Here is a 22,535-nt window from a genome sequence, read left to right on the forward strand (position 1 = left end):
GTGTTGTGTTTGATGATGTTGACGTCAGGCATAACAATTGATTAATTGATAAGCGAAAAATAATAAAACAAGTTAAACATCATAAACATCACAAACGGGGTTCAAGTAATGACAATTTCCAAGAAGAAACCGTCTGGTTTGTTAAAACTGGGTGTCGGTCTTGTCGCACTGGTTGTTACCGCCAGTATTCAGGCCAAAACGTTGGTGTACTGCTCTGAAGGTTCTCCTGAAGGTTTCAATCCACAACTATTCACTTCTGGCACAACTTATGATGCTAGCTCTGTACAACTCTATAACCGTTTAGTGGATTTTAAGTTAGGTACAACAGAGATCATCCCCAGTCTTGCTGAACGCTGGGAGGTGAGTGAGGATGGAAAAACTTATACTTTCTATTTGCGTAAGGGCGTGAAGTGGCACAGCAGTAAGGACTTCAAGCCAACACGTGATTTTAATGCTGATGATGTGATTTTTACTTTCATGCGCCAGAAGGATGAAAACCATCCATATAATAAAGTGTCAGGGGGGAGTTATGAATACTTTATTGGTATGGATCTGGGCAACATCATCAGTAAAGTAGAAAAAGTCGATGATTACACGGTTCGTTTTGTGTTATCTCGTCCAGAAGCCCCTTTCTTGGCTGATATCGGTATGGATTTTGCCTCAATTCTGTCTCAAGAGTATGCCGATGTCATGATGAAGGCTGGAACACCTGAAAAGGTTGACCTTAACCCGATTGGTACAGGCCCATTCCAATTGGTGCAATATCAAAAAGACTCCCGAATTCTCTATAAGGCATTTAAAGATTATTGGAAAGGGCCAGCAAAAATTGACCGTTTAGTTTTCTCTATTACCCCTGATGCGTCTATTCGTTATGCAAAATTACAGAAAAACGAATGTCAGGTAATGCCATATCCAAATCCGGCTGATATCGCCCGCATGAAACAAGATAAAGACATTGTTTTGAAAGAACAGGCGGGGCTGAATGTCGGTTATCTCTCCTTTAATGTCACTAAGCCGCCGATGGATAATCAAAAAGTCCGTCAGGCGCTGGCGATGGCGGTCAATAAAGATGCCATCATTGATGCGGTTTATCAGGGAGCGGGACAGAAAGCGAAAAATCTAATCCCACCGACGATATGGAGTTATAACGATGATATTAAAGACTATGCGTATGACCCTGCTAAGGCTAAAGCGCTATTGAAAGAAGCGGGTTTCCCGAATGGTTTTGAAACTGATTTGTGGGCCATGCCGGTACAGCGCCCGTATAACCCGAATGCTCGTCGCATGGCGGAAATCATTCAGGCTGACTGGGCGAAAATTGGCGTTAAAGCCAAAATTGTCAGTTATGAATGGGGGGAATACCTGAAACGAGCCAAAGATGGTGAACCGAAAACAGTCATGATGGGATGGACAGGGGACAATGGTGACCCTGATAACTTCTTTGGCACTTTGTTTAGCTGTGCCGCCAAAGAAAAAGGCTCCAACTATTCTAAATGGTGTTACAAGCCATTTGAGGATGTTATCCAACCCGCGCGTGAAACTGCTGATATCAACAAGCGTACTGAACTTTACAAACAAGCGCAGGTTGTTATGCACGAACAAGTACCGGCATTGATTATTGCCCACTCTACGGTTTACGAGCCGATTCGTAAAGAAGTGAAAGGTTATGTGGTCGATCCTTTCAGTAAACATCATTTCTATAACGTTGATCTCAAATAATTCTTGCGGTTGAGCTGTTGTGATTAACCATCCCCTCAGATTTTTCTGGGGGGATGGTTTCGCTTCTTTGATGGGCAAGTCAACTCTGTAGACACCAAGCGGTCCGAAGAACCGCACTGGTATTTAAAAAGGGAACTCAGGATATGCTGCAATTTATCCTCCGACGTCTGGGATTAGTGATCCCGACGTTTATTGGTATTACGCTGCTGACTTTCGCATTTGTGCACATGATACCGGGTGATCCCGTGCTGATTATGGCGGGAGAGCGAGGTATTTCTGCTGAGCGTCATGCCCAATTACTGGCTGAAATGGGGCTGGATAAGCCTCTCTGGGAGCAATATCTTCATTACATCAATGGCGTATTGCATGGCGATTTGGGGATCTCGTTAAAAAGCCGCATTCCGGTGTGGGATGAGTTTGTCCCGCGTTTTAAAGCGACTTTCGAATTGGGTATCTGTGCCATGTTATTTGCCATCTCTGTCGGTATTCCGGTCGGGGTATTGGCAGCTGTCAAACGGGGTTCTGTCTTTGATCACACCGCGATAGGTTTGTCATTGACAGGCTACTCCATGCCCATTTTCTGGTGGGGGATCATGCTGATCATGCTGGTTTCCGTTCACTGGAACTTAACCCCTGTTTCTGGCCGAATCAGTGATAGTGTGTTTCTTGATGACAGCAATCCCCTGACGGGATTTATGTTGATCGATACGCTGATTTGGGGCGAGGAAGGGGATTTCACTGATGCTGTCATGCACATGATCCTGCCAGCCATTGTGCTGGGAACGATCCCGTTAGCCGTCATCGTGCGCATGACGCGTTCTTCCATGCTGGAAGTGCTGGGCGAAGATTATATTCGCACTGCCAGGGCAAAAGGGTTGAGCCGAATTCGTGTCATTGTTGTCCATGCGCTGCGTAATGCGTTGTTACCTGTCGTCACGGTGATTGGCCTGCAAGTGGGCATCATGTTGGCGGGTGCCATTCTGACCGAAACCATTTTTTCATGGCCAGGATTAGGGCGTTGGCTGATTGATGCCCTGCAACGTCGTGACTATCCGGTGGTACAGGGCGGAGTATTGTTGGTGGCAACCATGATTATTCTGGTCAATCTGGTGGTTGATTTGTTGTACGGCATCGTCAATCCGCGCATTCGTCATAAGAAATAGGAGCACATGATGACTCAAACAACCGAGCTTGTCGTATCAGATGCGCCGAAATTAATGACGCAGATACAGGAATTCTGGCACTACTTTAAACGTAACAAAGGCGCAGTGATTGGCCTTGTCTATATTATCCTGATGCTGCTGGTTGCGTTATTGGCGGGGATATTAGCGCCGCATGGTCCGGCAGAACAGTTTCGTGATTCCTTGCTAGTGCCTCCGGTATGGCAGGAAGGCGGAAGCTGGCAATTTATTCTCGGCACCGATGATGTTGGGCGCGATATTCTGTCCCGCCTGATGTATGGGGCACGTCTTTCATTATTGGTGGGCTGTCTGGTGGTAGTGATGTCACTCATCATGGGCATCATTCTGGGATTATTGGCCGGATATTTCGGCGGTGTGGTAGATACCATGATCATGCGTATCGTCGACATTATGTTGGCCTTGCCAAGCCTGCTGCTGGCATTGGTGCTGGTGGCGATCTTTGGTCCATCAATTGTCAATGCGTCCCTGGCACTCACTTTTGTCGCCCTGCCTCACTATATCCGCTTAACAAGAGCGGCGGTACTGGTGGAAGTTAACCGCGATTATGTGATGGCTTCCCAAGTGGCGGGTGCGGGAGCCATACGCCAGATGTTCATCAATATCCTGCCAAACTGCCTTGCACCGCTGATTGTGCAAGCGTCATTAGGGTTTTCGAACGCTATTCTTGATATGGCGGCCTTGGGGTTTTTGGGAATGGGAGCACAGCCACCAACCCCAGAATGGGGAACCATGTTGGCCGATGTTTTGCAATTTACCCAGAGTGCGTGGTGGGTTGTGACCTTTCCGGGGCTGGCTATCCTGTTGACGGTACTGGCATTTAACCTGATGGGGGACGGGTTGCGCGATGCACTTGATCCCAAGCTCAAGCAGTAGGGGGATTGTGAAATGGCATTATTGAATGTAGACCAATTGTCTGTGCATTTTGGGGATGAAGATGCGCCATTCCGCGCCGTTGACCGTATCAGCTACCGTGTTGAGCAGGGAGAGGTTGTCGGTATTGTTGGAGAATCCGGCTCAGGTAAGTCGGTCAGTTCATTGGCGATTATGGGGCTGATTGATTATCCGGGCAAAGTCATGGCCGAAAAACTGGAATTCGCGGGCCGTGACCTGACTAAAATTTCAGAAAAAGAGCGCCGGCAGTTGGTAGGGGCGGAAGTGGCGATGATTTTCCAGGATCCCATGACCAGTTTGAATCCGTGCTACACCGTCGGTTATCAGATAATGGAAGCCTTGAAAGTCCATCAGGGCGGCAATCGGAAAACGCGATATCAGCGGGCAATAGACTTATTGAACCTGGTGGGTATTCCCGATCCGGTTTCTCGTTTGGATGTTTATCCGCACCAATTATCTGGCGGAATGAGCCAGCGTGTGATGATCGCAATGGCTATCGCGTGCCGCCCGAAGCTTTTGATTGCCGATGAGCCGACGACGGCACTGGATGTCACCATTCAGGCACAAATCATCGAGTTGTTGCTGGAATTGCAGCAGCGGGAAAACATGGCATTACTCTTGATCACCCATGATTTGGCGCTGGTGTCGGAAGCCGCCCACCATATTATTGTGATGTATGCCGGGCAGGTGGTAGAAATTGGCAAGGCAACGGAAATCTTCCGTGCGCCACGCCATCCTTATACACAAGCATTATTGCGGGCATTGCCGGAATTTGCAGTGGATAAATCCCGTTTGGCATCGTTGTCCGGTGTTGTTCCCGGAAAATATGATCGCCCAATGGGATGTCTGCTCAACCCGCGTTGTCCTTATGCCAATGCGCATTGTCGCCAGGAGGAGCCGCCACTGAAATCAGTAGGAGAGCGTCAGGTTAAATGTCACATGCCACTGGATGATGAGGGGAGGCCGACAGTATGAGCATTCAACAAAACAGGGAACAAGAAAAGGCGACAGTACCTTTACTGCAAGCCACTGAATTGAAAAAATATTATCCGGTGAAAACAGGCTTATTTTCGCCTGAGCGTATGGTCAAGGCGTTGGATGGTGTCTCATTTGAACTGGAAAAAGGCAAGACGTTGGCGGTTGTCGGCGAATCGGGCTGTGGAAAATCCACATTGGGCCGCTTGTTGACCATGATTGAAAAACCGACTGAGGGGGAACTTTATTATCTGGGACAAGACCTCTTAGTGCCAAATAAAGAAGCAGAAAAACTTCGTCGCCAGAAGATCCAGATTGTCTTTCAAAACCCCTATGCTTCCTTAAATCCCCGTAAAAAAGTAGGGCAGATTTTGGAAGAGCCGTTGCTGATTAATACTTCACTTACTGCGCATGAACGTAAGGAAAAAGTCTTACAGATGATGGAGAAAGTAGGATTAAAACCGGAACATTATGCGCGTTATCCCCATATGTTTTCTGGAGGGCAGCGTCAGCGTATCGCCATTGCCCGTGGATTAATGTTAAACCCAGATGTGGTCATTGCAGATGAACCCGTTTCAGCGTTGGATGTTTCAGTGCGGGCGCAGGTTCTGAACCTGATGATGGATTTGCAACAGGAGTTGGGATTGTCTTACGTCTTTATATCCCATGATCTTTCAGTCGTCGAACATATTGCTGATGAAGTGATGGTGATGTATTTGGGACGCTGTGTTGAAAAAGGGAGTAAGGAAATGATTTTCAACACGCCTCGTCATCCTTATACACAGGCGTTGTTGTCGGCGACGCCTCGTCTGAATCCTGAGCTGCGCCGTGAACGCATTAAGCTGACAGGAGAACTGCCAAGCCCGATGAATCCGCCGACGGGGTGTGCTTTTGCTGCCCGTTGTCGTCGTGCATTTAACCCATGTACCCAATTCCAGCCGAAGTTAAAGCAATATGGTGGACAACTGATCGCGTGTTTCGCGGTCGAACAGGATGAAAACCCATCCACCTGATCATATCTGACCGTGGTATAACGTATAAGCATTGTGGTAGGTTGTAGTAGAAGAAGTAGTAGTAGTAGAAACTTATACAATCACTTTATGCGCTTTATTGAGTGATACCGTTATATCCCGGTCATTTCTCTGTTGTATTCATCAAAATAAGACGACCACAAGTAAGATCAAGTATACTCACTCACATTGTTAAGATGTGCTGGTCAGTGTTTTCACTATTATTATCTCAGTGTTGGTTTGGATAAGATGAAATTGCGTGTCAAACGTTCGTTAACTATTAAACAGATGGCCGCTGTGACAGGAGTCACTTTGGTTACCATTGCTATTTTCATCACCATCCAGTTGTCTCATCTGTTACAGCAGCGGAAAGATGACTATATCAGTCAGCTTAACAATGCGGCCGTACAGATCCAGACTCCTTTGGCAGAAGCCTTGTTGAGTTCAGATCTCAATAAAGCGAAAACGCTGTTGATTGGATTAAAGACCTCAGGCATTCTGGGTCGGGCCGATGTAATGTTACCTGATAACGTTCGGGTAATGAGCCTGGATTTTGCCACTCATCGTCCCATACCTGAACTGGCAAAGCAGGTTTTTGGCATTCCCGTTGAGGTTAATATTCCTCTCTATGTTTATGGTGTTTCGCCAAAAATAGCGCAATCACAGGGGCACCTTATTTTACAGGTTGATTCCAATCGAGTGTATCGTTTTGCCTTGAATACACTTGCATTAATGTTGACCACTTATTTATTACTCGCACTTATTCTTACGGTGTCGATAAGCTGGTGCGTAAATCGCATTGTCATCCATCCGTTGCGTGATGTTGCGCGGGAACTGAATGAAGAACAGGCACCAGAGCCTATGCCTTGCCCGAAAAACCATCAGGATGATGAGCTGGGGTTGTTGGTGAAAGGCTATAATCGTCAGGTTAATAAGCAGAAAACGCCATCAAAATGAAACCTGACAAGATGAATAACAGTCTAATCCTTGATGATAATATTCAGGGATGAATGATTGTCTTAGGCTATCGCAGGATAAAATTAAACAGGTAGGGGTAAGTGAACATGCTGAGCAATAAAATCGGATATCTTATTGGTGGTGCGATTCTGGTTACAACTTGTTTGGCACAGGCTGAGACCTTGCAACCAGATCCAGCCTGGCAACAAGGCAAACTTGAAAATGGATTTAGCTGGCAAATCCTGCAAACACCACAGCGGCCTAATGACAGAGTACAGTTGCGGTTATTGGTAAAGACTGGCTCACTGTCTGAAAAAACCCAACAACGGGGCTATACCTCCCTGATTCCGAAAATCGTCTTATCCAGCAGCAAAGATTTATCATCGCAGAAACTGGAAAACCTATGGCACAATGCGATAGATACTAAAAATCTCTTTCCGCCTGCCATTGTTTCCTATGATTTCACCCTTTACAGTCTGAGCCTGCCAAATAATCGTCCCGATCTATTGCAGGATGCATTGATATGGTTATCCGATATTGCTGGTGGTGCGGTATTTACACCGGAGACACTGGCACAGGCCATAAAAGGGGATGAACATCTTGTGACGACGTTCCCATCTGATATTCAGGATCCTGTGTGGCGTATGCGTCTGCAAGGTTCGACACTTATCGACCATGATCCCGGTATGTCCATATCAGTGCCTGTCGATGTAAAAAAAAGTCGAAAATTTTTATCATCAATGGTACACGCCGGATGCGATAACGCTGTATATCGCAGGGCATGTTGACAACCGATTACTGTCAGAGCGGATTAACCGGACCTTTGCCTCATTGGCGGGGAAACGGCAGATACCGGCTCCTGTTTCTACCTTGCTGCCACTGAGAGCAGCAACGATTGGCGTAGTGAGTGATAAGGCCGAACAAGATCGCTTATCGTTAATCTGGAACCTGAACTGGTTGCCGATTAACAATTCGGAAACCCTGATTCAGTACTGGTTAAATGACCTGACGCGTGAAGCGCTTTACCGTTACCTGCAATCGGGGCTTAAGGATAAGCAGGATGACATGAAATTAGGCTTGGATTGCCGGGTGCTATACCAGCGGGCAAACTGCTCACTAAATCTGGATTCTTCTGCGGACAAGCTGATGAAATCTACGCTTTATCTGGCTTCCCAGCTATCAACATTGCGGGAACATGGCTTGCCACAGGAACAATTTGATGAGCTTTATGCGCAGAAAAAAAGTCAGCTCCAGCAGTTATTTGCCATGTATGCCCGCACTGATACCGATGTTTTGATTAATCAACGTCTGTTGTCACAGCAAAATAATGTGATAGATATCGCCCCTGAACAATTCCAGCGGTTAAGGCAGGCGTTTTTATCCTCTCTGACACCCCAAATTTTGAATAAGAGGCTGAAAGAGATGCTGTCCCAGGAAATCTCTTTTATTCTGGTGCAACCAAAAGGTGAAGCGACGATGGATGTGAATCAGATTAAAAATAGCTTTAATCAGATTATGCGCCCCGGTCCATTGCCGGAGAAACCGAAAGAGCCTGAAAGGGTGAAGGAGGGGAAATAGATAGTGACTAATAAAAGAGCAAACTGGTGTTGAGTCTAAATGTGAACAGCGCTATCATGATTAATAGTTTCTATTAGAAACTATTATATTAATATCAGTTTATCTACTGATAAGGTTTGGAATTTCATCTTGTTACGGACATTTTTTACTGATGCCATGCTGCCGTAACCCGATTTTCACTCAGAGCTTTGAGATATTCGCGTATATCCGACTAGTTCGATTTCCTTGGCTTCATTTTCCTGCAATATTTGGCTATTACTCTCGAGGCTCTTTCCAATAGACATCTCAGGAATGAATTATGCCAAACTTTTCACACAGAGAAAGATTAAAAGCTGCCGCCGCCGGATCAGCGTGTTCATTGCTGCCTGACTCGATTCTCAAGGCGCTGGTCATACCAGCCAACAACCGTACCGGTACTATTGACGACGTGGAGCATGTCGTGATCCTGATGCAGGAAAACCGTGCCTTCGACCATTATTTTGGCACCTTGTCTGGTGTACGTGGCTTCAGTGACCGTATCACCATTCCACTCCCCGGTGGCCGCAATATCTGGCAACAGCAGGGGAATGGGCGGCTGATCTTGCCATATTATCTGGACAGTCGATGTGGCAATGCACAGAGAGTTGGGGGGACGCCTCATTCCTGGGATGATGAACACTCCGCCTGGGACAATGGCCGTATGAGTGCCTGGCCAACCTATAAGACGGCAAACTCAATGGGCTATTACCGTCAGGCTGAATTGCCATACCAGTTTGCTTTGGCCAACGCCTTCACCTTGTGTGACGCATACCACTGTTCGATCCATGCCGGCACTGATCCCAATCGTCTGTTCCTCTGGACCGGCACCAACGGTCCTAGTGCGGCTAACGTCGCCGCAGTGATCAATGAGTGGGACGCGCCTGGCCCGCCAGAAGAAGGGTATACGTGGAAAACCTATCCAGAAAGATTGGAGGAGAGCGGCATTAGCTGGAAAATTTATCAATACCTGCCGGACAACTTCGGTGATAACCCGCTGGCCGGTTTCCGCCAGTACCGTGCTGCCAGTGTCGAGGCGGGTAATCCGGCACAGCCACCGGAAGGTTTCCACGACTTTGTACCTTACAGTGATGAACTGAACGAGAGGGTTCCACTGTACAAGGGCAATGGCAATACTCTGCCGGCTGCCAGTGGTGATGATTTGGAGACGATACTGGCTGGATTTCGCACCGAGGTGAAGAAGGGCAGATTGCCGCAGGTAAGCTGGATCGTCGCACCGCAGGCCTATAGTGAGCATCCAGGGCCGTCCTGCCCTGTGCAGGGTGGCTGGTTCGTTCAGGAAATCATCAATGCGCTGACAGATGACCCACAGGTGTGGAGCAAAACGGTATTGTTGGTGAATTTCGATGAGAATGATGGTTTTTTTGACCACATGCCTTCACCCTCCGCACCGTCGCTACGGGAAGATGGTAGTTTCGCCGGCAAATCCACGCTACCTTTCGACACTGAAATCTTCCAACACGTAGCCCCAGAGGGATCGCAGCAGCCACCACCAGACGGGCGCATTTATGGTCCCGGGCCGAGAGTACCGATGCTGATCCTGTCACCCTGGAGTCGTGGTGGTTGGGTTAACTCACAGGTATTCGATCACACCTCAGTCCTACAGTTTTTGGAAAAACGCTTTCGGGTACGTGAGCCGAATATCAGTGCCTGGCGGCGTGCAGTGTGCGGTGACCTCACTTCCGCGTTCAACTTTGTTAATCCCAACAATGAAGTACCCTGCTTGCCTGCCATTACACGACAGATAGCAGACAACCTGCGTTGGGATCAGGAAGCGTTATCGCCTGTGCCGTTACCGGAGGTTGAAAACCAGCACTTGCCGTATCAATGGCGGCTGGCTCGTCCTTCCCGCGCATTACCTTACCGACTTAATGTTGAAGCCTCGGCTTACCCTGCCAAAGGTTTACTGACACTGAGCTTTCACAACATGGGTGAACAGGGTGTGGTATTCCATGTTTACGATAAACTACATCTGGATGAGATCCCTCGGCGTTACACCGTTGAGGCGGGAAAGTCGCTCAGTGATGACTGGCAGACGGCAGATAACTATGATCTCTGGTTGTTAGGACCCAATGGTTTTCACCGTGCATTGAGCGGTTCACTGACACAGCGGGAGCCAGAAGTGAGTCAAATCATGAATGATACTTGCCTGCAACTGGAACTGAACAATCCGGGTGACAAAACGGTGGAGATCATCATAAACCGCTGTCCTTATACATTACAGGGACCGTGGTGCATTAACATGCCTGCGGGAAGCTGTCACAGCCAGTCTTTTGACACCCGCATCCATGGTGGCTGGTACGATATTTCACTGGTGGGACCGAAAGGATGGCACCGCCGCCTGGCTGGCAGACTGGAAAACGGTGAGCACAGTATCAGCGATCCGTTGATGGGAAAAGAATAAGGCTACTGCGTCGAATAACAGGGCGGTTTAAACCGCCCTGATTTAAATAGTTAATGGTTTCTGAAACCATTAACTTATTTCTTCGCGGCAGCCCGTAACTCCGTGACGTTTTTACCCCCAATGCCCCAGTTATCTGTTTCTACTTCATCGATGATCACAACAGTTGTTGCCGGATTTTTCCCAAGTACATCCACCAGCAATTGGGTGGCTCCTTCAATCAGTTGTTTTTTCTGTTCAGTGGTGACGCTTTCACGGGTAATTTTGATGTTCACAAATGGCATAAAAATAACTCCTTTTTGAGGTTGTTATAGACACGTGGGTACAGCCAAAAAAACAGTCTTACTTAATATGTGGATGTTTACTTGGCTTTCTTCTCTTCCGCTGTGGCGATCCAGGCGGCACAAAACAGTGTCAGACGAGCGAAAAAATAGAAGAATGCCATTAAGCCAATCACCGAACCAAAAGCGGCACCCGAAGGGGAGCTGGCAAGGCGTGGCAGCATCATAGTCATAATATATTTAATCACTTCAAATCCAATGGCGGCCATTAGTGTGCCTTTAAACAGCGCTGTCCTTTCAGGGCGATGACGCGGCAAGATCCACAATATCCACAGGAATAATAAATAATTGGCTGAAATGGAAATGGTCATGCCAATTGATGTCCATGCCGGCCGGAGCCATTCGATGCCTTCCAGTCCGAGGGCGTGGACGATAGTCGCCTGGGCAGAGCCTGCTATGGAAGTCAGCGAAAGGGTGATAACCAATGCAAACAGCAGACCGAATAAAGAGAAAAAGTCGCGGATATATTGAAAGTAAATTTTCTCTTTATCTTCATGATGACGTTCCCAGACATCTCTGGATTGGGCGAGTATTGCCTCACGTAAATTACCAACCCAGTTCATCCCTGAATAAAGTGCAATCGCCAAACCCGTCAATCCCACCGTTGTTCTTTGGTTAATCGCCGTGTCTACGCTGTTTTTCAGGGTGTTGGCGAGCGTGGGATCACTGATGCTATTGGCGATGCCATTAATCAAACGTGTCAGCAAGTCAGGGTTGGAAGCCAGCACAAAACCTGCGACGGCAAAAGAGAGCATCAGAATTGGGATTAAGGATAGAAACGAAAAATAGGTGATGGCAGCCCCGAATTGGCTCCCCATACGGTCGTTAAAACGTTGTGCCGCCCTAATAAAGTGGGCGATAAAAGGAATACGGCGGATGACATTGCCAATACGGATGGTTACGGAAAGTGCTTTTTTACTGCCATATAGCCCTTTCTCTAACGGTGTGAAACGCTTCCCTGTATTGCGTTGCTCCCTGTTTTCATGGTTATCTGGCATTACATCCCCTGACGAAAAAATATGTCTGCAAAAAAAAGAGTAACAGGCAAAATGGAAAAGGCAACAGGTTGGGGAATATGAAGAAATACGGTAGCCGTATATTGGCTACCGCACAAGAGGATCAATCGTTAGTCATCATGATTAATCTAACTGACGACCCTTAACTTCACTGTGGATAGTGGGCAGTTCAGTATCGTGGCCCTCATTTTTCACAAAAGGCACTTTACCGGAGAAAATATCTTTTTGTGCAGAGGTTGCCAGACTGGTGAGGGAATCAGGTACATTAATACCTAAGTTTTTGCCCTTATCGTATCCGGCGACAGATTGTTGATTAATTTGTGGCGTGTTCAGCGAGACAGCACCTTGTGCACTGTCAATTTTGCTGCCCATTAAAGAGGTTGTTCCAGAGACATCCAGATTAACCCCTTGAGTACCGGTCAATGCTGTTTGCTTACCTACAGTTTCCCGATCGAGAGAATCGTAGTTGCCTTTGAGTTTGCCATTGAAGCCCTTGAATGTGGCTTTCAATTGATCTGTTAAACTTGGGGCTTTATCCCCGGTTTTAGCGTCACCGGTAGCCGCAGTTTCAGTTACGGCCTTTGTTATGTTTTCTGACAAGACGTCTGTGGTAGGAACAGCCTGTTTAGAAGCGGCATCCCCTTTGACGGTTTTGCTATAACCCACGCCCGCATCCAGACCCACATTCAGGCTATGGATGCTGTCTTTGCGGCTTTCGACATTGAAATTGCCACCGACGTTGCCCGTTACCTGATCAGCATCCACATTCGCCCCTTTAAGTGAAGTATCACCCGCACTGGTCAGGTTAACATTGCCGCCGGAAACCTGTGCGTTATGGTGTGTGGTTTGCGTCAGGTTATTGACACCCAATTTCAGTTCACCACCCATATTATATTTATTGTCGAAAATTCTGTTGGCCGGATCGTTTGTTGTTGAAGCATGGCCTGCTGCGCCATCACCTCCTTCTTTGCGGGCGGTAGAAGACATGCCGCCTTTAGCTTTAGCACCGACATGCCAACCCTCGGCGCTCGCCGTATCCTGAGCCGAGATCAGTTCGATTTTCCCACGCTGTGCGGTTAAATCTACCTGTTTGGCGGAAACGTTGGCACCTTGTAATGTCAGATTATTGCCTGCATTCAGATTTACCCCTTGTCCACCCGTGATATTGCTGGTTTGGGCGGTAGTGTTGTTCTGATTGGCGGTGTTATAACCGCCACCGAGGCTCCCACTGAAATTCTTGCCATCCGGGTTGGTTCCCACGGTCAGGGAAATTTCCCCATTGTAACCATGACCTTGTTTCTCATTACGGTTGGTGGCCTGATTGAACTGAATATTGCCACCCGCTTTAACATTGGCTGAACCTTCACCGGCATTGATTGACGTGCCCTGGTAGCGTGCATCTCTGGTCACCTGAACATTAACGCCATTTTGGGTGTTGATGCCGCTGGTTACTGCACGGGTAGTGCTGTTCGATGTTTCCTGATAACTGCCACTGCCTTTGCCATTGACGGAGATATCTGCACCGGTTGTGGTGTAGACACGCAGGCTGGCATTGCCAGTTGTGTCAGCGGTATGGGAGCGTTGACTGTTGGTTGCGGCTTCACTGGTATGGCTGCCGGCCGTCAGCGAGACACCCCCTTTATTGGCCTGGTATTGCGTACCCTGGTCATAGATATCACCGTTCGTTGTGACGTTGACATCATCCGCCTTGATAGTCGTGACTACCGCATTGGACTGATGGTTATTGGTGTAACGACTGTTGCCATTCATGGTCAGTTCAATACCGGCATTAGGCAAACCCGTTTTCGTGATGGAAGCATCCAGTTTCTTATCTGCGGCCGCCCTGGCTGTTTTTTCTACAGGTCGAGTGGTTGCACTGTAATCGGCAGTCCCGCTAATCTCGCCGCCTGCCTGTAATTGATGGGTTGAGCTGGATGCGGTATTGGCCGTTGCCACATTTTTAATGCTGCCGGCATTAGCCTGATAAGAACCTTGCACTTGATGATCCGTGCCCTGTTGCTTCAACTCACCCATCGCATTCAGCTCAAGGTTGCCCGTCACCTGGGTTTTGGTGACTTCTGCCGTTGTCCGGCTGTCAGATTTTCCGTTGCTGTTGTAAGTTCCTTCAACACCACTACCGAGTTTGTCCATACCGCCAGTGACAAATACACTGCTGCTCAGTTTTTCTTGTGAGGTTGAGGTTGATGTGCTGTTTTCGCCAGCCAGCAATGCAATGTTATTGCCGCTAATTTTCGCATCACCGTAGGTTGTGACCAATTTAGAGCCAGTTACAGTGACATTGTTGCTCGCATTTACGCTAAGGCTGCCACCATTCAGTTCTGATGGGCGTTGAGTTGTACTTTCATCTTTCTGTTTATCGGTGGTGTGTTCAAAACCCACACCCGCACGATATTGGTTATCTTTCATCTCCTTGGCGTAGTACTGCCAGTCAAGGTGGTTTTTTTCCTGTTGATATTGATTCTTCTCACCATAATTCAGGATATTGATATTGCCTGACGTATTCAGTTGCAGTTTGCCGGCACTTTTTGCCAGACTGCCAATGACATTGATGTCTTTATTACTGAGTAATTTCAGATCGACATCGGAAATCAATTGACTGCCGGAAGATTTTTGCTGTTTGTTGTGTTCCTGATTCGTATTTTTGGTGATGTTGAAGATTGTTCCCTTTCTTTCATCCACCTCTTGAGAAATATAGCTGACCGCATTATCGATAATTAACGACCCTTCATTGGCTTGAACATAAGCGCCTTTTTGCGCTTTGACTTTACTGCCCGTAATGGTGACACCCTTTGTACCTGTCAGCAGCAAGTGCCCGTCAGCCGTCACTTCGGAAATATGATGGGTTTCTGATTTATCGCGGTTATCTTTTTTGCTGCCACCGGCAATCCCGCCCCAATAGGTTTTATCCTTGGCAAGGATCTGATCATCAACGAGGGATTGGACAGTAATGTGAGTTTGCTGATCCGCAGAAATAAGCAGGTTTTTGCCTGAGTTAATCTGGGTTCCGATAATGTCAACATTGCCTTTCGCCTTAATCCCTAAGTCTCCGCCTGCGCTTAATTCATTGCCGGTGCTTCTTTGGGTGGAATTGACCTCATTCCAATTACCCGTTTGCAATGATGCCCGATGGTTCTTTTTGTATCCCTTCTCTAAGGTCATTTCTGATTCCACTAAACCCGCCAGCTTCACATTTTTCTGGGCGGATACGGACAACTGGTTGCCCGCTTTGATCTTACTGCCAAGAACTTCGGCATCGCCTTCACTGGCGGTCAACTGGATATTTTCACGCGCGTTAACGGTATTGCCTTCGTGCTGATATTTTTCACTTTCATTGGTGACATCGTACTGCCAGCCCCACTCCCGTTGATTGTTCGTGTTACGGTCAAGTTGGTGAAGCTGTTGCCCATCCAGTTTCAGGTTGGCACCAGTCAGTTTGATATTATCCCCTTCAATATCGGTTGCCATCACGTGATTGTTTTGTCTGGCCACCAGCGTGATGTTCTTGCCTGCCAGTTGGGTACGGGCAACAGATTCACTGATTTGCTTTTGTTCGGTATAAATGCCACTAAAAGTGCTATCGTGATTGTTGCTGCCTGTTTTGTCTGATGAAAATTGATTCAGGCGACCCTGAGACAGCACATTCTTGCCGCTCAAGGTGATATCCCCGCCTTTTAGCTCCGCCGCTTCCAACTTCACATCACCGTAGGATTCAACTTCAATCCCATCATTGGCGGTTACCTGACCCTTTAAATTGACGCCGCTTCCTTCTGCGGTATTCAGCAGACGAATGCGTCCTGCCCGCATACTGCCCAAATAATAGCTGTCAAGTGCATTGATATTGGCTTGCTGGGTATCCAGGATGCGACCATCGGCCGAAATCTTGTTATTCCCCGTTGTAATATTGAGACTTTTTGTGGTGATCACCTGACCATTGATGTCAATTTTAGGTGCGATCAGATTCAGCACGTCATGATGGGATAACCCATTGGTTCTGATATTCAGGGCGTTTTGGTTATCAAAGGTGTTGAAGCCCTGCAAGATCCCACTTTCCACCAGTGGATTACCGACAACCAGTGATGCCTGATTGGTATTGATAAAACCACAGCCGTCACAAGTGATACCGTTAGGGTTTGCCAGGACATAATCGGCGGCGATACCAAATATTTCCTGTTCGCCGAGCAAGAATGAAGGGTTACGGCTAATAACCTCATTTAAGATCACACTGGCAACTTGTCCATTAAGGTTACTGTTGGCAGATAATTCCCCTGCCAATTGTGATGTTCCATCCTCCAGAGAGTTATTGAACACCGCCCCCGTTTGATTGACGTTAAAATCCTGGTATTGGTTATGTGATAACCCTGATTCGGAAGGCGCAACGATATTGACCACGGTTGCACCGGTATCAGCTTGCATAACATCCGGGCTGTGGGCGGCATCGCCACCGGGCGTAATATCATGGGCAAAACTGACTGAACAGGTTGCCAGAATAATTGCCATAGAGGCGGCAAGCTTGCCCGTGGGAGACAGTTTAAATTTTTTACTTTTCATATAATTTCCTTATTTGCTTCTTTTTATTGCCATGTGCAGCGCTCTGGGGATCATGGTTCTGATCATTCCCACAACGGGCTGCGGTTAAAAAAATCAAATGGTTCAAAAAATTAAAAAGAGTAAGAGAAGCGGGTTAACAGCTGCATAGGTTCATCCGTGTGCCTATTTGGGTGAGAAAGCAATTTGCCTCGGTTGAACTCAACATCCGCAAACAGTTGCTGATAGCGTAGTGTCAAACCTGCACTTAATCCGGCACTGCTTTTCCAGCTGTCTTGGCTGCGATAGCCTTTAACCTGGCCGATATCCACGCCGGTACGCAACAAAAGTGAGCCTTTGGCAATGGGGATTGAGTGAGAAAATGTATTTCTTAAATACCAGCCATTATCAGCCGATGACACATTTTTGCTGAATCCTCGCACCGCATTCCGGTCGGTCACATTGAGCCACTCAACACCGGGTAGCCCATCTTTGCTGTATTGAGCATAAAATTGGCTGCTGAATTGGTAAGGCACATCCAGGAGTGTGAAACGCTGTTGCAAATTTGCCGATAATTTACCTTTGGTAAACTGCTTATTCAGGTTGGCTGTCGTGGTTTGGGCACCAAACCACGGCATTCCCCGCTCAATACTCATATTGAGAGAGAGCAGGCCTGAAGGGATAATTTGTAAATGGTGAATACCCAGTTCGAGGACACTCAATGTCTGGCTACTGACGGTGAGCCTGGCTTCTTGGAAATGGTTGGTGTAATTCTTATAAACTAACTGGGTGTTTAATGTACTAATCTGCGACTGGTTACGATGAAAAACCCAATCGGCACGAATGCCCGTTTGCGTTGAATTCCCGTACAATTTAGTCGAATGTATCTTTAAACGAGGATGACTGGTGTATTGGGAATAACTGTTGAATCCACTCAATGTTACGGCTCCATAGGGGAGTGAATAGAGCAGAGTATAGGCGCGATTATATTGGGTATCGGGTTTATCTATGGTACTGGCGCCGCTGAGGCTAACAAAGTCAGATAACCCTAATGGGCTATCAACATTGGCATTGAGTCGCGTGATCCATTTTCCTGTGCTTTTCTGTCCATAATTATCGGTTGTGGTGGTTATTCTCCACGGAGAAGCGTGCCGATTATGTAGCCTGACGACAGAACCCCCATTAACTGTACCCGGTAGAATATCGAGAGTGGTTTTGTTTGACTGCAAACGATTTGCCTGATCCAGCCCTTGATCAAGTTGATTCAGGTTGAGTGGTTTATTTACCAAACGTGGGAAGAGTGTTTGGCTATTGACCCAACGGTCAGCACCTTCTATCGCCTCGACAAAACCTTCAACAACATTGATCCCCAGCTCGCCATTTGCGTTGGGGGGAATGAACTGTACCCGCGCCGTAATGTAACCTTTAGCAATATAAAGGTTGGTGATTTCCGCTGACAGCGTGTTGATGTCATTGCGGGTGATACAGCTATCGGGCAGGGCACTGAGGGTATTCAGATCCCCTAGAGAGAGTAAGGTAATGCCCTGAAGATAAACCCCATTAACCGCCAAACATGGCGGTGCTTCGACTACGACGGGTGAGACAGTTTGTGGTGAAACGTTATCGGTGCGATTAATCAATCCTTGATGACGGCGTTCTTCAATTAATTGGTCTATTTCTCGAGAACTATCTTGTAAGGTTCTTCTTGCTTCATCTGTAGGAAAAGCGGGATTAGGCGTATCAGGTGATGCGCTCCCCTGAAATGCAGTACATAATAAGATGAAGATTGTCGTCCTTTTAATCATGGGAATACCCAAATGACAATAGTTGATGGGAAATGTATCGTGTTGGGTTAGGTTTAAACATCCTGGTTTATTAATTAAGCATTAGAGCATAGAAAATCTTTTATGTTGTTCTGATTAACAAATGTGTTTTGTCAGGAATTATAATTTCCAGTTATAAATTTACATTAGTGATTTATGATAATTCATTTTAGTTATGTATTAACTCAATGTGAAGAGTTAAGTGAAATTTAATTTGGCTTAATCAATGCTCAGCAGAATAATGAGATTGAATTAGGGGCTTTTTCTGTATTTTCAGCTTTTTATTTGCAAGTTTTACTTATGGAATGTTGATGAAAGGTATTGAAGTGGCGGAAATGTAAGACATTAAGAACAGCGGTTTTTTAGTCAGATTGCTTGGCGTAAAATCAATCATGCATGTAACTATAAATTCATCTATCTTTATTTATTGTGAAAATAATTACTATATGAAAATCTGACAGCGAAAAAAAAAGCAGAAAAACAAATATAAAATAGAAAAACAGGAATTAAAGTAAATTAGCGGGAATTTTGAGATGTTAGAATGATTCAGCCAATGAATAATATTCATTGGCTGAAAAATTATGACTTAATATTTAATGAATAAGATATTAAGCAACAACCGGTGCGCGCCAGTCGTCAGCACCAGAAGTACCCGCAGTAGTGTGTTCCCAAGTAATCTTACGATAAGAAAGAGATACACGAACTAATTGCGTGAATTCTGATTTAGCCGGATCCTGGCAGTGTGGCATTTTGCAATCGATATCAACGATAGTTGCATCTTCCAGTTTTGTCGTAAAGAAATGCTCTTGTTTACCTTCGATTGAAGTACGATACCATTTCAATTCTACAGTAGGCAGCATTTCGCCAGAAGCCAGTGCGTTGTACAGCAGAGGAACTGATTTATTCAATGCAACGGTAAAGCGGAATGGCTTATGCGCACGCTGGCCAGAAGGTTGTCCTGACTGTGGATCAGTGGGGACAGTGACGATGTGGTCAAATTCTTGAACCAGCATTTCGTCTTCGTGACCCTGAACAAAGATATTACCTACGGATTCAGCAGTGAATGAACCAGCGGTAATATGACCCTGAGTTTTACCATGGATGGAAATATAACATGGAGTTGGCATATGAATATCCTATAAAAAGTTACCAATATTAGTGTAAGTGTTCATTTCTTGCGTGATTATTCCATCTGTTAATAAAATGAAATTATCGCTTACCAAACACTCGGGGCGAATAATAAAGCTGAAATTGCCTGATGCAAAGTCATTTGAAAAATGCAACATGCACGCTAATTCAATGACAAATAATAATTTTATAATTATTGCCGTTATAAAATTTATAGCTGATTTTTTATAAACAATAAGCTCATTCAACTGGTTTAAAAATGATCTATGACTTTTTTGTTTTCTTAACATTTTGATATTTAATGTTTTTTATTTTTTTGTTTAAATGTTTTTTATGATCATTTGAAAAGTGTTAACTAGATCAAAAAAATGGAAATAACCTGGATTGTTATGGCGCATAATTAATCAGGATAAAATACAAAATGATATTGATGATGATTATTGATAACGGTCTGTAAGGTTATATTTTATTCAGGTGAAGATGAAAAATATTTCTTTTAACGCAAATAATAGGTAGTGGGGTTACGTACTCTTACAGAGAGTAAAACCAAACTTTCCTCTATTTTGAGCGCAAAAAAATGTTTATAACTTGCTATGGATTTTGATAGGAAGATTAAAGGCTTGAATAGAGGTCTTTATCAATTTGTGTTTAGGCTTTACATCAAAAAAATAAAATGTCAAACTCGAACTTGACGATTTTCGTATCGATGTTATTTCCACGATTGGATAGGGTATATCTGATTATTTAACTATATGTTGATATAAAACTATTCGTGCCTGCAAATATAGTTGTCTTCTTTAGCCTATTTTTTAGGAAGATTTTCTGTATTTATTATATGGGTGAACATTGGAATCATTCTCTCACCAATAATGGGTTGTTAGACAGTTCATGGTTGTATTAGCCAAAGGATTCAAATATGAGTAAGAATAGTCCAGGTAGCGTAGCGCCGAAAGAAAGAATTAATATTAAGTATGTTCCTAATAATGGTGACCAGACCGCAGAAGTTGAATTACCTCTAAATCTTCTGGTTGTTGGTGACTTGAAAGGAAAAAGCGAAGATACGCCAATTGAAGAGCGGCAGACAGTTTCTATCAATAAGAACAACTTTAATGCCGTAATGAATGAAGCGAACATCAACCTAACTTTTAACGTTCCTAATCGTCTCGATGAAAAAAGCGAAGAAGATCTGCCGGTTAATCTGGAAATAAAATCGCTGAATGATTTTTCGCCAGATAATGTCGCGAAGAAAGTGCCTGAATTAAATAAACTTCTCGAACTTCGTGAGGCATTAGTTGCATTAAAAGGTCCATTGGGAAATATCCCAGCATTTCGTGCTCGTTTGCAGTCACTACTGGATGATGAATCCGTTCGTGAGCAACTCCTGAAAGAACTTGAAATCGTCAATAAAAAATAACTGGTTAAAGGAATTTTTAAATGGCTCAACGCGAAGAAAACAGCACAGCTATTGCTTCTGGCGCAACGACTTCCTTGCTTGATGAAATTATGTCTCAAGCGAGAATGACTCCTGAAAATGACGGCTACTATATTGCTAAACAAGGTGTTGCTGCGTTTATCGGTAGCATCCTGGATACTGGCTCTAACGACGAACCCATCAACAAGCTGCTTGTTGATAAGATGATCGTTGAGTTGGATAAAAAGCTAAGTGAGCAGATGGATGAAATCATGCACGCGAAGCCGTTCCAGGAATTGGAATCTTCCTGGCGTTCACTGAAAATTTTGGTGGATCGCACAGATTTCCGTGAAAACATCAAAATCAACATCCTTCATGCCACTAAAGATGAATTGCTGGAAGATTTTGAATTCTCTCCTGAAATTATTCAGTCTGGCTTCTATAAGCACGTTTATGCCTCAGGTTACGGCCAGTTTGGGGGGGAACCTGTTGCTTCCGTCATCGGTAACTACGCGTTCAACAACACCACGCCTGATATTAAACTGATGCAGTATGTCAGTTCGGTTGGTGCGATGGCTCATGCACCATTCTTGTCTTCCGTTTCACCGGAATTCTTTGGTGTTAACAGCTTTACTGAGCTGCCTGCCATCAAAGATCTGAAATCCGTCTTCGAAGGCCCTTCACATACTAAATGGCGTGCGCTGCGTGAGTCAGAAGATTCACGTTACTTAGGCCTGACCGCACCTCGTTTCTTGCTGCGTCTGCCTTATTCCAGTGTTGAAAACCCAATCAAGAACTTCAACTATCAGGAAAATGTCAGCCGTGAGCACGAACATTTCTTGTGGGGCAATACTGCGTACTTGTTGGCTAGCTGCCTGACTGACAGCTTTGCTAAATACCGCTGGTGTCCAAACATCATTGGTCCACAAAGCGGTGGTGCAGTCAGCGACCTGCCAGTTCACCTGTATGAAGCAATGGGTCAGATTCAGGCGAAGATCCCAACAGAAGTTTTAGTCACTGACCGCCGTGAATTCGAACTGGCAGAAGAAGGCTTCATTACCCTGACCATGCGTAAGGGTAGCGATAATGCCGCATTCTTCTCGGCAAACTCGGTTCAGAAACCCAAAGTGTTCCCCAATACCCGTGAAGGGAAGAACGCCGAAACCAACTACAAGTTGGGCACCCAGCTTCCATATATGTTCATCATCAACCGTCTGGCTCACTACATCAAAGTGTTGCAGCGCGAACAGATCGGCTCCTGGAAAGAGCGTCAGGATCTGGAACGTGAACTGAACATGTGGCTGAAACAGTACATTGCTGATCAGGAAAATCCACCCACTGACGTTCGTAGCCGTCGTCCTCTGCGTGCCGCTGAGATTAAGGTACTGGATGTTGAAGGCGATCCAGGCTGGTATCAGGTGGCGATGCAAGTTCGCCCGCACTTCAAATACATGGGTGCAAGTTTCGAACTGTCTCTGGTTGGACGTTTGGATAAGGAATAA

At 45.8% G+C, this 22,535-nt stretch carries 14 protein-coding genes and 1 pseudogene; 10 read left to right on the plus strand and 5 right to left on the minus strand.

All coding sequences use genetic code 11. The features are described 5' to 3' along the window. Positions 1-108 precede the first annotated feature (108 nt). The 8 genes and pseudogenes from dppA to PXH59_RS15925 all read left to right on the plus strand — a co-directional run bounded on the left by dppA (position 109) and on the right by PXH59_RS15925 (position 10,772). A complete protein-coding gene (gene dppA, locus PXH59_RS15885) occupies positions 109-1,719 on the plus strand; it encodes a dipeptide ABC transporter periplasmic-binding protein DppA (protein ID WP_285809105.1) in 1,611 nt (536 codons plus the stop codon). A gap of 143 nt (positions 1,720-1,862) precedes the next feature. After that, positions 1,863-2,882 carry a dipeptide ABC transporter permease DppB gene (gene dppB / locus PXH59_RS15890; RefSeq protein ID WP_285809106.1) on the plus strand — a complete coding sequence of 340 codons (1,020 nt, stop codon included), beginning with the start codon at positions 1,863-1,865 and terminating at the stop codon, positions 2,880-2,882. Positions 2,883-2,891: 9 nt separating this feature from the next. Then, on the plus strand, positions 2,892-3,794 hold the full coding sequence (gene dppC / locus PXH59_RS15895) for a dipeptide ABC transporter permease DppC (RefSeq protein WP_285811806.1): 903 nt from the start codon (positions 2,892-2,894) through the stop codon (positions 3,792-3,794). Positions 3,795-3,806: 12 nt separating this feature from the next. Then, positions 3,807-4,787, plus strand: a complete 981-nt coding sequence (gene dppD, locus PXH59_RS15900; RefSeq protein WP_047770531.1) for a dipeptide ABC transporter ATP-binding protein — start codon at positions 3,807-3,809, stop codon at positions 4,785-4,787. Beyond that, complete coding sequence (gene dppF, locus PXH59_RS15905) at positions 4,784-5,800, plus strand: dipeptide ABC transporter ATP-binding subunit DppF (protein WP_047770533.1); 1,017 nt, start codon at positions 4,784-4,786, stop codon at positions 5,798-5,800. The genes dppD and dppF overlap by 4 nt, the downstream gene beginning before the upstream one ends. A gap of 246 nt (positions 5,801-6,046) precedes the next feature. After that, positions 6,047-6,754, plus strand: coding sequence for a HAMP domain-containing protein (locus PXH59_RS15910; RefSeq protein ID WP_285809107.1), 708 nt, complete (start codon positions 6,047-6,049; stop codon positions 6,752-6,754). Positions 6,755-6,861: 107 nt separating this feature from the next. Next, positions 6,862-8,332, plus strand: a pseudogene (locus PXH59_RS20130) (insulinase family protein). 298 nt (positions 8,333-8,630) lie between these two features. Then, complete coding sequence (locus PXH59_RS15925) at positions 8,631-10,772, plus strand: phosphocholine-specific phospholipase C (RefSeq protein WP_285809110.1); 2,142 nt, start codon at positions 8,631-8,633, stop codon at positions 10,770-10,772. A 74-nt stretch (positions 10,773-10,846) separates the two neighbouring features. On the opposite strand, the gene PXH59_RS15930 is transcribed toward PXH59_RS15925, so the two are convergent. The 5 genes from PXH59_RS15930 to PXH59_RS15950 all read right to left on the minus strand — a co-directional run bounded on the left by PXH59_RS15930 (position 10,847) and on the right by PXH59_RS15950 (position 19,621). After that, complete coding sequence (locus tag PXH59_RS15930) at positions 10,847-11,053, minus strand: 2-hydroxymuconate tautomerase family protein (protein ID WP_285809111.1); 207 nt, start codon at positions 11,051-11,053, stop codon at positions 10,847-10,849. Positions 11,054-11,130: 77 nt separating this feature from the next. Continuing rightward, positions 11,131-12,108: an inner membrane protein YhjD gene (gene yhjD / locus PXH59_RS15935; RefSeq protein ID WP_285809112.1), complete on the minus strand. Its 978-nt coding sequence runs from the start codon at positions 12,106-12,108 to the stop codon at positions 11,131-11,133. A gap of 141 nt (positions 12,109-12,249) precedes the next feature. After that, positions 12,250-16,695, minus strand: coding sequence for a hemagglutinin repeat-containing protein (locus PXH59_RS15940; RefSeq protein ID WP_285809113.1), 4,446 nt, complete (start codon positions 16,693-16,695; stop codon positions 12,250-12,252). A gap of 110 nt (positions 16,696-16,805) precedes the next feature. Beyond that, on the minus strand, positions 16,806-18,476 hold the full coding sequence (locus PXH59_RS15945) for a ShlB/FhaC/HecB family hemolysin secretion/activation protein (protein WP_285809114.1): 1,671 nt from the start codon (positions 18,474-18,476) through the stop codon (positions 16,806-16,808). Between the two features lie 626 nt (positions 18,477-19,102). Next, positions 19,103-19,621, minus strand: coding sequence for an Hcp family type VI secretion system effector (locus PXH59_RS15950; RefSeq protein ID WP_047770551.1), 519 nt, complete (start codon positions 19,619-19,621; stop codon positions 19,103-19,105). Positions 19,622-20,538: 917 nt separating this feature from the next. Between PXH59_RS15950 and tssB the strand changes: the two genes are divergently transcribed. Both tssB and tssC read left to right on the plus strand, forming a co-directional pair. Further along, the gene (gene tssB / locus PXH59_RS15955; RefSeq protein WP_047770553.1) at positions 20,539-21,036 is read left to right on the plus strand and encodes a type VI secretion system contractile sheath small subunit; all 498 of its coding nucleotides are present in this window, start codon (positions 20,539-20,541) and stop codon (positions 21,034-21,036) included. 20 nt (positions 21,037-21,056) lie between these two features. Further along, positions 21,057-22,535 (plus strand): type VI secretion system contractile sheath large subunit, encoded by a 1,479-nt coding sequence (tssC, locus tag PXH59_RS15960; protein ID WP_047770555.1) that lies wholly within the window; start codon positions 21,057-21,059, stop codon positions 22,533-22,535.

The organism is Xenorhabdus bakwenae (genome assembly GCF_030272115.1).
Taxonomy (GTDB): Bacteria; Pseudomonadota; Gammaproteobacteria; order Enterobacterales; family Enterobacteriaceae; genus Xenorhabdus; species Xenorhabdus bakwenae.

What these genes read in the sequence shown, in the direction of transcription:
- dppA (WP_285809105.1), top strand. Translation starts at nt 109, where the DNA reads ATGACAATTTCCAAGAAGAAACCGTCTGGTTTGTTAAAACTGGGTGTC.
- dppB (WP_285809106.1), top strand. Translation starts at nt 1,863, where the DNA reads ATGCTGCAATTTATCCTCCGACGTCTGGGATTAGTGATCCCGACGTTT.
- dppC (WP_285811806.1), top strand. Translation starts at nt 2,892, where the DNA reads ATGACTCAAACAACCGAGCTTGTCGTATCAGATGCGCCGAAATTAATG.
- dppD (WP_047770531.1), top strand. Translation starts at nt 3,807, where the DNA reads ATGGCATTATTGAATGTAGACCAATTGTCTGTGCATTTTGGGGATGAA.
- dppF (WP_047770533.1), top strand. Translation starts at nt 4,784, where the DNA reads ATGAGCATTCAACAAAACAGGGAACAAGAAAAGGCGACAGTACCTTTA.
- PXH59_RS15910 (WP_285809107.1), top strand. Translation starts at nt 6,047, where the DNA reads ATGAAATTGCGTGTCAAACGTTCGTTAACTATTAAACAGATGGCCGCT.
- PXH59_RS15925 (WP_285809110.1), top strand. Translation starts at nt 8,631, where the DNA reads ATGCCAAACTTTTCACACAGAGAAAGATTAAAAGCTGCCGCCGCCGGA.
- PXH59_RS15930 (WP_285809111.1), bottom strand. Translation starts at nt 11,053, where the DNA reads ATGCCATTTGTGAACATCAAAATTACCCGTGAAAGCGTCACCACTGAA.
- yhjD (WP_285809112.1), bottom strand. Translation starts at nt 12,108, where the DNA reads ATGCCAGATAACCATGAAAACAGGGAGCAACGCAATACAGGGAAGCGT.
- PXH59_RS15940 (WP_285809113.1), bottom strand. Translation starts at nt 16,695, where the DNA reads ATGAAAAGTAAAAAATTTAAACTGTCTCCCACGGGCAAGCTTGCCGCC.
- PXH59_RS15945 (WP_285809114.1), bottom strand. Translation starts at nt 18,476, where the DNA reads ATGATTAAAAGGACGACAATCTTCATCTTATTATGTACTGCATTTCAG.
- PXH59_RS15950 (WP_047770551.1), bottom strand. Translation starts at nt 19,621, where the DNA reads ATGCCAACTCCATGTTATATTTCCATCCATGGTAAAACTCAGGGTCAT.
- tssB (WP_047770553.1), top strand. Translation starts at nt 20,539, where the DNA reads ATGAGTAAGAATAGTCCAGGTAGCGTAGCGCCGAAAGAAAGAATTAAT.
- tssC (WP_047770555.1), top strand. Translation starts at nt 21,057, where the DNA reads ATGGCTCAACGCGAAGAAAACAGCACAGCTATTGCTTCTGGCGCAACG.